The following is a 5,310-nucleotide window of genomic DNA, read 5'->3' as shown; positions in this document are numbered from 1 at the left end:
GTGTCAACTACGGCCTCAACAAGGTCCGCTTCACCAACCCGGTTCGCGCCGGTGGCCGGGTCCGGCTCTCCGCCGCGCTGAAGAGCTACGAGAAACTGCCCGAAGACGGAGTCCAGCTCACCGTCGACGGCACCATCGAACTCGAGGGCAGCGACAGACCGGCCGTGATCGTCGAGGCCATCTACCGCCTGTTCGAGTGATCCGACGGCGCTCCGCAGAAGGCCGCGTGTGCGCGCACGGGCACACGGCCGGCTCCGGGACCGACCCGCTCCGGGTAGAAATGGGGTCATGAGCGACACCACGACCGACCCGCACCTCTGGCTCGAGGACGTCACGGGCGACAAGCAACTCGACTGGGTACGCACCCGCAACGACCGCACCGTCGAGGCTTACACCCGTACCGACGACTTCACCACTCTCGAGGCGCGGATCCGGGAGGTCCTCGACACCGACGCGCGCATTCCGTATGCGCGCCGACGCGGCGAGTACCTCTACAACTACTGGCGCGACGCCGAGCACGTGCGGGGTCTGTGGCGGCGCACCACGATGGAGCAGTACCTGCGTGACGAGCCGGAATGGGACGTGCTCGTCGATCTCGACGCCGTCGCCGCCGACGAGGACGAGAACTGGGTCTGGTCGGGCGCGCAGGTACTGCGGCCCGATCAGACTCGCGCGCTCGTCACCCTCTCGCGTGGCGGCGCCGACGCGACCGTGGTGCGGGAGTTCGATCTGACCACGCGGCGCTTCCTGTCCGGCCCGGACAGCTTCGAGGTCCCCGAAGCGAAAACCGATATCGGCTGGATCGACATCGACACCGTCTATGTGGGGACGGATTTCGGCGACGGATCACTCACCGACTCCGGATATCCGCGCATCGCGAAGCGCTGGCATCGCGGTACCCCGATCACCGATGCGCAGACGGTGTTCGAAGGAGAGGCCGGCGACGTCGCGGTCGGGGCGTGGTACGACAACACCCCGGGCTACGAACGTAGCTTCGTCGACCGCGCGATCGACTTCTACAACACCCACCAGTTCGAACTCACTCCAGACGGTGAACTGGTCAAGCTCGATGTCCCCGACGACGCGCGGGTGAGCGTGTACCGCGACCACCTGCTGATCCGCAACCGCTCGGAATGGCTGGGCTACCCCGCCGGGACACTGCTGGCCGCGAATTATCCGGCGTTCCTCGGCGGTTCCCGCGACCTGACCGTGTTGTTCACACCGGACGAGCACACGTCACTGGAGCAGTACACGTGGACGCAGAACCATCTGCTGTTGGTGACGCTGCGCGACGTTCAGACCCACGTGCGCGTCCTCACGCCGGGAGTCGGCGGATGGTCGGACGTGGAACTGCGCGGGGTACCCGAAGCGACGTCGACGTCGATCATCGACGTCGATCCCCTCACCGGCGACGACTTCTTCCTCAACTCCAGCGGTTTCACCATCCCCGCGACCCTGCTGTCCGGCACCGTGGGCGGCCCGCTCGAGGCGATCAAGCAGGCGCCGTCCTTCTTCGACGCCGAGAACATCACGGTCACCCAGCATTTCGCCACGTCGGACGACGGCACCCGGATCCCGTACTTCGTCGTCGGCCGCACCACCGACTCCGCGATGCCGACGCTGTTGTACGGATACGGCGGATTCGAGAACTCCATGGTCCCCGCCTACAGCGGTGGTGTCGGGCGGGCCTGGCTCGAACACGGGTACACGTACGTGATCGCCAACATTCGAGGTGGCGGCGAATACGGTCCGACGTGGCACACCCAGGCACTGAAGGAGAACCGCCCCAGGGCCTTCGAGGACTTCGCGGCCGTCGCGAAAGACCTTGTCGCACGGGGGATCACCACCACCGCGCAACTCGGCATCCAAGGCGGCAGCAACGGTGGACTGCTCATGGGTGTCATGCTCACCCGGTATCCGCAACTGTTCGGCGCGATCGTGTGCCAGGTGCCGCTGCTCGACATGAAGCGGTACCACCTGCTGCTCGCCGGCGCGTCGTGGATGGCCGAGTACGGCGACCCCGACAACCCCGCCGAGTGGGAGTTCCTGAGCAAGTACTCGCCGTATCAGAACACCGACCCGGACGCCGCGTATCCACCCATCCTCATCACGACGTCCACCCGAGACGACCGCGTACATCCCGGGCATGCCCGCAAGATGGTGGCGCGGCTCGAGGAACAGGGCCACGAGGTCTGGTACTACGAGAACATCGAGGGCGGGCACGGTGGCGCGGCCGACAACGCGCAGGCCGCGTTCAAGTCGGCACTGACCTTCACCTTCCGCGCCGACAAGTTGTAGAACGTCGCGGGGCGCGGGCTCGGCGATCGAGCTCGTGCCCCGGTCAGATGTCGCGCAACCAGCCCACCACTTCGTCGACGGTTTCGGCGTTGTCGCGGATCCATCCGTTGTGCCCGAGAGCGCGCGGATTGTGCCACGTGGTGACGTCCGCAGCCGGCAATTTCTCCACGAGGTGACGTGCCGAGTCGACGGGCGTCAGGTCGTCCCCTTCGATGGTGATCGACAGGACGGGCAGCGCGAGCCGGCTCATGCGCTCCTCGTAGTCGATGTCCGCGCCCGACGGCTCGAACCGGCCACTGCGGGCGAGCCGTGCCCAGTCGGAGATCAGCGGACGCGACTGCCGGCCGAAACCACCGACGTCGAGCCGGTCGCCGGGCCAGAACCCGGCGACACTCGCAGTGAGGGACATCGCCGTCGACCCGAGGAGCAGTCCCGGCCCGCGCGTGCCCCGGAAGTGCCGGTAGTACGGCGTTCCTGCGGCGACGAGGATGACGCCACCCAGGCGACCGCGGATCCGCGACGCGTACAGCACCCCGAGCTGACCTCCCATCGAATGTCCGAGGAGGTAGGGCGTCGAATCGGGGAAGCGTTCACGCACCACCTCGAACATCGCCGGAAAATGCACAGCGACGATCTCGTGGTAGCCGTACGTGCTGTCCGACCCGGGACGTGGCCGGCTGTCGCCCTGGCCCGCGAGCTCGCAGATCGCCGCGTCGAATCCGTGCTCGGTCAGCGCCTGCGCGAACGGTTCGTAGTAGCCGGCGGGGATGCCGAGCCCGGGGACGATCACCACCACCGCCCGCGTCGCATCCCGGCGGGTCTCGTGTTCGTGGTCCGGTCCGGGTATCAGGCGCACCGGTGTCGTCGTGCCGTCGGGTAGTTGTATCGGTACGGTCTCCACCGGCTCAGACTAGGCCGGAGACCCCTCGCTGTTTGCGGGTTCCGGCGCCCCGTTACCCGGCGCCGGGTAACCCGCGGCGTCCAGCGCGGTCTCCGTGAGCGAGCGGCCGAGCGCGATCATGTCGGCGGCCTTGTGAAAATCGAGGCTCCGGCACGCGGTGCGTGGGACCTCGACGAGCACATCGGGCGGATACGCGGCGAGCTGGAAGCGGGAGAGCGCCGACTGCATGATGTCGAGTGAACGGTTCATCACCGCGACCCGGCCGAATTTGGGGGCGCTCATCGGTCCGAGGCCGTCCGAGGTATCGAGCGTCTCCTCGGGATTCTCGCCGGGACTCTCCTCCAGGCTCTCGTCGACGAACGTAGTGTCATCTCCGGCCGGTGCCGATCCGAAACGGTTGACGACCGACCGGACGAGGTCGGTGTCGAAAACCTGTGCAGCACTCCGCCGGAACCGGCCCATCCACTCCTCCATCGGCCGCGGTTCCGAGCTCACGTTCTCCGGCGAGGCGATCCCGGGCTCGTCTGCGCCGAGACTGATTCCGATGGTCAGATCCGACGGGACGCCGACGGTCGGCGCGATCGGCAGCGGCGCAAGGATCCCCCCATCGGCGAGAACGCGGCCGTTGAGCACGTACGGGGTGATGACCCCCGGGATGGCGATCGACGCCCGGATCGCAACATCGACGGGACCGCGCTGGAACCACACCGACCGGCCGGCCGCCAGATCGGTGGCCACCGCGGTGAAGGGAATGGCCAGATCTTCGATGACGGCGTCGCCGAGCATCTCGCGCACCTTGTTGAGTACTTTCTCCGCGTGGATGGCTCCCGGTGCCGTCACCGAGACGTCGAGCAGGCGCACCATGTCGAGCTGCGACAGACTCAGCGCCCATTCGGTGTAGGCGTCGAGCTTCCCGGCTGCGTACACGCCTCCGACGAGGGCGCCCATCGAAGCACCTGAGACGCCGACGATTTCGAGTCCGCGTTCCTCGATGACCTGGATTGCCCCGATGTGGGCGTAACCCCGTGCTCCACCGCTGCCCAGGGCGAGCGCCACACGTGTGCGTCCGATCATGGGCCCATCGTACGCAGCACCCCGCATACCTACCCCGAGTCGAAGATCAGGGTGCGAATGGGGGCGTCACCCGGATGTATCCGAGGTGCGGCGCAGCGCACGATCGATGTGTTGCTTCGCCGCTCACCGCCAACCTTTCCCGGAGGATTCCATGCGCAAAACCCTGTCCGCTGCCGTGCTCGCCGGCGCTGCGGCTCTGACTTTCGGAACGGCAACTGCCACAGCGCAACCGGCACCGAACGTAGTGGGGATGGAGGAGCATGCCGCCTACGCCGTCCTCGACGCGCGCGCTGTCCCGTTCACGGTCACCAATCGCTCAGGAAACATCTCCGGGCAATGCACGGTGACCGGCCAGCGCGACAAGGGCTACCGAACGGAGGTCGAGTGGGAATACGACCACAGCAACAACGAGTACGACCGCACCGAAATCCGGGTATGGCGGGGCATCGGCCTCACCGTGGTCTGCAGATAGTCCCGATTCGTGACGACCCCGAATCGAAAGTTCAGGGTAGAAATCGGGGCGTCACCTGATGTGCAGACGATCCCGGAGGAGCACGATTTCACCATGACATTCGAGAACAACACACCACGCACCTTCAACCGGTCCCGCTCGCAGCGCATGCTCGGTGGCGTCTGTGGAGGGCTCGGCGAATACTTCGACGTCGACGTCAACCTCGTCCGCGCCGCGGCGGTCCTGGCGGCTTTCGTCACCGGCGGCACCGCCATTCTGTTGTACCTCGCTCTGTGGATGCTTTTGCCGGAGTGAGTAATCGGCGCCTCGTACAGAAATGGATCGATCCGGTCCGGGACTATTGCGCCGGCTGGTCCGATCTCGCGAAGTGCTTCTCGGAAGCGGAAAGTGGCCGTGAACCCGCAGATCGGGATCACGGCCACCTTCTGTATCGCAGAGTCTAGCCTGGAAAATTCGTGGTTGTTCACCGATCCGAGCATGTAGATAAGCGAAAGCGCCTGTCCTGCAGGGCATAATGGGACTTCTCTAGGGTTCCATCACGCAGGCGGGAAGGCACTTCGCAGGT

5 protein-coding genes and 1 pseudogene are annotated in these 5,310 nt (G+C 66.2%); 4 read left to right on the top strand and 2 right to left on the bottom strand.

Annotated features, from left to right (window positions below; translation table 11 throughout):
- Together Q8814_RS24200 and Q8814_RS24195 are read left to right on the top strand one after the other, a co-directional pair.
- Nucleotides 1-200 (top strand): annotated as a pseudogene (locus Q8814_RS24200) (dehydratase); the annotation flags it as partial.
- An 88-nt stretch (nt 201-288) separates the two neighbouring features.
- On the top strand, nt 289-2,298 hold the full coding sequence (locus Q8814_RS24195; protein ID WP_330154512.1) for a prolyl oligopeptidase family serine peptidase: 2,010 nt from the start codon (nt 289-291) through the stop codon (nt 2,296-2,298).
- A 43-nt stretch (nt 2,299-2,341) separates the two neighbouring features.
- Here the strand turns inward: Q8814_RS24195 and Q8814_RS24190 are convergent, their stop codons facing one another.
- Together Q8814_RS24190 and Q8814_RS24185 are read right to left on the bottom strand one after the other, a co-directional pair.
- Entirely contained in the window at nt 2,342-3,199 is an 858-nt protein-coding gene (locus tag Q8814_RS24190; protein ID WP_330154511.1) for an alpha/beta hydrolase family protein, read from the bottom strand.
- A gap of 9 nt (nt 3,200-3,208) precedes the next feature.
- The gene (locus tag Q8814_RS24185; protein WP_330154510.1) at nt 3,209-4,273 is read right to left on the bottom strand and encodes a patatin-like phospholipase family protein; all 1,065 of its coding nucleotides are present in this window, start codon (nt 4,271-4,273) and stop codon (nt 3,209-3,211) included.
- A gap of 151 nt (nt 4,274-4,424) precedes the next feature.
- Between Q8814_RS24185 and Q8814_RS24180 the strand changes: the two genes are divergently transcribed.
- On the top strand, nt 4,425-4,745 hold the full coding sequence (locus Q8814_RS24180) for a hypothetical protein (RefSeq protein ID WP_330154509.1): 321 nt from the start codon (nt 4,425-4,427) through the stop codon (nt 4,743-4,745).
- A 93-nt stretch (nt 4,746-4,838) separates the two neighbouring features.
- Nucleotides 4,839-5,039: a PspC domain-containing protein gene (locus Q8814_RS24175; protein ID WP_330154508.1), complete on the top strand. Its 201-nt coding sequence runs from the start codon at nt 4,839-4,841 to the stop codon at nt 5,037-5,039.
- Nucleotides 5,040-5,310 lie beyond the last annotated feature (271 nt).

Source organism: Rhodococcus chondri (genome assembly GCF_036327435.1).
Taxonomy (GTDB): Bacteria; Actinomycetota; Actinomycetes; order Mycobacteriales; family Mycobacteriaceae; genus Rhodococcus; species Rhodococcus chondri.
The sequence above is the reverse complement of the archived record's forward strand: the minus strand, read 5'-3'. Positions and strand labels throughout refer to the sequence as shown.

Excerpts from the sequence above, each read along its gene's own strand:
- Q8814_RS24175 (WP_330154508.1), top strand. The coding sequence starts at position 4,839 with ATGACATTCGAGAACAACACACCACGCACCTTCAACCGGTCCCGCTCG.
- Q8814_RS24195 (WP_330154512.1), top strand. The coding sequence starts at position 289 with ATGAGCGACACCACGACCGACCCGCACCTCTGGCTCGAGGACGTCACG.
- Q8814_RS24180 (WP_330154509.1), top strand. The coding sequence starts at position 4,425 with ATGCGCAAAACCCTGTCCGCTGCCGTGCTCGCCGGCGCTGCGGCTCTG.
- Q8814_RS24185 (WP_330154510.1), bottom strand. The coding sequence starts at position 4,273 with ATGATCGGACGCACACGTGTGGCGCTCGCCCTGGGCAGCGGTGGAGCA.